The 3,886-nt window shown below is 73.3% G+C and carries 2 protein-coding genes and 2 pseudogenes; 1 reads left to right on the forward strand and 3 read right to left on the reverse strand.

All coding sequences use genetic code 11. The features are described from left to right. Positions 1-156 precede the first annotated feature (156 nt). From GSF22_RS31780 to GSF22_RS31790, 3 genes and pseudogenes are all read right to left on the reverse strand, one after another. A pseudogene (locus tag GSF22_RS31780) lies at positions 157-1,068 on the reverse strand (ABC transporter ATP-binding protein); the annotation flags it as partial. A gap of 44 nt (positions 1,069-1,112) precedes the next feature. Continuing rightward, positions 1,113-1,934, reverse strand: coding sequence for an ABC transporter permease (locus GSF22_RS31785; protein WP_307804494.1), 822 nt, complete (start codon positions 1,932-1,934; stop codon positions 1,113-1,115). After that, positions 1,927-2,778, reverse strand: coding sequence for an ABC-2 family transporter protein (locus GSF22_RS31790; protein ID WP_208817607.1), 852 nt, complete (start codon positions 2,776-2,778; stop codon positions 1,927-1,929). Before GSF22_RS31790 ends, GSF22_RS31785 begins: the two co-directional genes overlap by 8 nt. A gap of 155 nt (positions 2,779-2,933) precedes the next feature. Here GSF22_RS31790 and GSF22_RS31795 point away from each other — a divergent pair. Beyond that, positions 2,934-3,886, forward strand: a pseudogene (locus GSF22_RS31795) (hypothetical protein); the annotation flags it as partial.

Here is a 3,886-nt window from a genome sequence, read left to right on the forward strand (position 1 = left end):
ACGTCGCCCAGGAACTCAACGGCCGCCCACGACAGACGCTCGGCTGGGACAACCCAGCCGAGCGTCTGCGTGATCTACTGACAACCACATAAGCCATCAGGTGTTGCGACGACCCCCAGAAACCGCCTACCGGAAACGACAGGAGGGGGCCCTTCCTCATCTGCCGTAGAGGCGGGCGACGACCTCCTCGATGTCCGGTTCGACGATGGAGATGTCGCGTAGCGTGGCGAGACCGGCCAGGGATGCCACCACCTGCGCGGCGGTCGCCGACTCGCAGGAGAAGACCAGCCGGTGGCCGTCGGCCTCGGTCCGCAGCAGGGGCGCGCCGGGCAGCACGGGCGGGACGGTCAACGGGGTGTCCAGCTCGGCGACCACCATCCGGGGTGAGCCGTACCGGGCGTGCAGCGCCGCGATCGACCCGTCGTGCACCACCCGCCCGTGGTCGACGACCACCAGGCGGCGACAGAGCCGCTCGATGTCGGCCAGGTCGTGGGTGGTCAGCACCAGGGTGGTGTCACCGGCCCGGTCCAGCTCGGCCAGGAATCCCCGGACCGCCTGTTTGCTCACCACGTCCAGCCCGATGGTCGGCTCGTCGAGGAAGAGCACCTCCGGACCGTGCAGCAGGGCGGCGGTCAGCTCGCCGCGCATCCGCTGGCCGAGCGAGAGCTGACGGACCGGGGTGTCCAGGAACGCGTCCAGGTCGAGCAGGTCGCGGCAGCGGCGCAGCCGGGCGGCGTGGGCGTCGGCCGGTACCCGGTAGATGTGCCGGAGCAGGTCGAAGGAGTCCCGCAGCGGCAGATCCCACCAGAGCTGGGACCGCTGGCCGAAGACCACCCCGATGCGCAGGGCGAGCCGGGTCCGCTGGGGCACCGGCCGCAGGCCGCAGACCCGCACCGTACCGGCGGACGGGGTCAGCACGCCGGTGAGGATCTTCAGGGTGGTGGACTTGCCGGCCCCGTTGGGGCCGATGTAGCCGAGCATCTCGCCCCGGGCCACCCGCAGGTCGACCCCGTCGACCGCGCGGACGGTCCGCTTCGTCCGGCGCAGCCGGCCGGCCCGGACCCGGACGGTGAACTCCTTGCGCAGCCCGTCGACCGCGATGACGTCGTCGCTCATGATCCCGTACTCCGGTAGTGACGGATACCGAACCGCCAGGCCAGGGTGGCCACCCCGGCGGCGGCCACCGCGACGCCCGGCGCGGCCCAGCCCGTCCAGGCCGGCAGGCCGAGCGGGTCGGGTCGGCCGAGCAGGGCCAGCGCCGGCTGGTAGGCGACGAAGGCGAAGCCCAGGCCGTACGCGAAGACGCTGCGGAACCAGCCGTCGTAGATGGTGACCGGGTACGCGGTGAAGTCGCGTCCCCCGTAGGTCACCGCGTTGGCCAGCTCACCGGACTCGACCCAGAAGAACGACACGGTGGCCGAGGCGACGAAGACCGCGCCGAAGAAGACCACCCCGGCGAGCGGGGCGACCACGGCCAGGGCGACCCGGGCCGGGGTCCAGTCGATGTCGGCCGCGCCGAGCGCCACCAGCAGCACGGTCAGACCGAAGACCGCCCGGGAGACCTTGCGCAACGGCAGGTCCATCAGCAGCAGTTGCGGCAGGGCGCCGAGCGGGCGGACCAGGACCGCGTCGAGCAGGCCGGTGCGCACGTACCGGGGGATCCGTTCGATGTTGCCGACCAGCAGGTCGGCGATGGCGAAGGAGCAGGCGGAGAGGCCGACGATCACCATCGCCTCGCGCACGTCGAAGCCGCCGAGGACCCGGGTCACTCCGAACAGCACCAGCACGGTGAGCACGTCGGAGACGGTGGCGCCGACGTTGCCGACGAGGTCGACCACGAACGAGGTGCGGTAGGCGGCCTGCGAGCGGGCCTGCGCGCCGAGCAGCGCCCGGTAGGCGGCCAGCGTGCCACCCGGCGCGGACCGGTCAGCCACCCTGCACCACCAGCCGGCGCTCGGCCCGGCGCTGTACCGCCCGGCAGGCGACCAGCAGCAGTACCGCCCAGGCCAGTTGCCCGGCGACGATGCCGGCCTGGACCCCGGGCGGATCCCGCTCGACGAGGACGTCCAGTGGCGCCTGGAACAGGCTGGGGAACGGGGTGGCCAGCCACAGTGGGAGCCAGAGCCAGTCCGGCAGGAACCGCAGCGGGAAGTAGAGGCCGGCGAGCAGCCCGGAACCCACCGTCCAGAGGATCATCGGACCGCGTACGTCGTGCAGCCAGTAGGCGGTGGCGTTGACCAGGTACCGGCAGCCGAAACTGACGGTCACCGCGAGGAGCACGGAGCAGACCAGCAGCGGTCCGGTGGACCAGCGGGTGGGCAGGTGCACGTCGAAGAAGAGCGGACCGACCAGTACCGGTGGCAGGAAACGGGTGAACAGGGCGTACCCGGCCCGCCCGAGGTCGACGGCGAGGTAGCTGGTCACCGGGTGCACGGGACGGAGCAGGTCGCTGGCCACGTCGCCGGTCCGGATCCGGTCGGCCAGGTCGGTCCAGCCCCACAGCAGCACCACGGCGAGCAGGCCCTGACCGGCCCAGACGAAGGTGACCAGTTGGGCCGGGTCGTACCCGGCGGCGACGCCGGCACCGTGGGTCACGGCGAGCAGGACGTAGCAGCGGAGGAACCCGAAGACGCTGTTGACCAGCACCCCGGCCACCGCGGCCTGACGGTAGGTCGCGTACCGACGAAAGCCAGATGCGGCAATTACCCGAAATATCCGGAACCACAGGATAACGTTTGTGCGCTGGGGGGATGCCACAGTGGCGGTGAGCCACGCCACGCCGTTACCCTCCTTCCGCGAGCACGCCGCACCGGTCGGGTGACCCTACCGGTGCCCCCGGCCGCCCAGCGCGACAATTTCCGACGAGGTGACACCGCCGTGAGCGAGCGACGCGATCCGGTTCCCGGGCCGCGGCACGCCGATCGGGTCGCCTCATGACCGACCGTTACCTCGGGCGCTGGCACGATCCGGCCGAACCGGCCTGGGTCGTCGCACCCACCTCCGAGTGGCACCCCCAGTTCCCCGGCCAGCGCTACCCCGGCGACATCGGGCTGCGGGCCACCCCACGACCGGCGGTACGCGGCCGGGCCGCCGTACCCGGCCGGACCAGCACCCCGAACACCGGGGAGGACCGCTGGACCGTCGACGAGTTCCGGCACCGTCCGGAACGGACCGACCGGTTCGACGGGTACCCACCGCAGCGACGCGGCACGACGTACCCGGCGTCCGGCGTCGACGAGGGGTACCCGCCGGAGCGACGGCACCGGGGGTCGGAGTGGTCGGATCCACGGCCGGTCAGTCCCGGCTGGCGGGATCCCGCCGCCGAACGGCCGGTCAGCCCGGGCTGGTCCCCGCCCCGGGAGCCGGCCGCCGAACGACCGTCCTCCTGGGCCCCGGACACCGGATGGTCCGCGCCCCGGGAACCCTTCCGCGACCGGTCCGCACCCCACGACCGGCCGGCACCCCATGAGCGGTCCGACCGGACGGCTCCCCGCGACCGGACGGCTCCCCGCGACCCGCACCACGACTGGTCGACGACCTCCGACCCGCACCGCGACCGGTCCGCGCCCCGCGACCCGTACCGCGACCGCTCCACAGCGGCTTCCGGTTGGCAGCGGGAGACCGAGCCGACCCGGTCGGAACGCACCGACCGGGACGCCACCCCGTACCGGCGGGTCGGCTGGTCGGACGACGCCGACCCGGGCGACACCCAGCCCCTGCCACCCGGTCACCGGACCCCGCCCGGCGGCCGTACGCCCCGGCCGCCGGAGACCGGACGCCCCGCACCGGGCTGGACCGAACACCGACGCGAGACGTACCCGCCGGACCACCGGCCCCGGCACCCGTACCCCGCGTCCGGGACCGGCGGACACCCGCCGGTCCCGGA

This window comes from Micromonospora echinofusca (genome assembly GCF_017614955.1).
Taxonomy (GTDB): domain Bacteria; phylum Actinomycetota; class Actinomycetes; order Mycobacteriales; family Micromonosporaceae; genus Micromonospora; species Micromonospora echinofusca_A.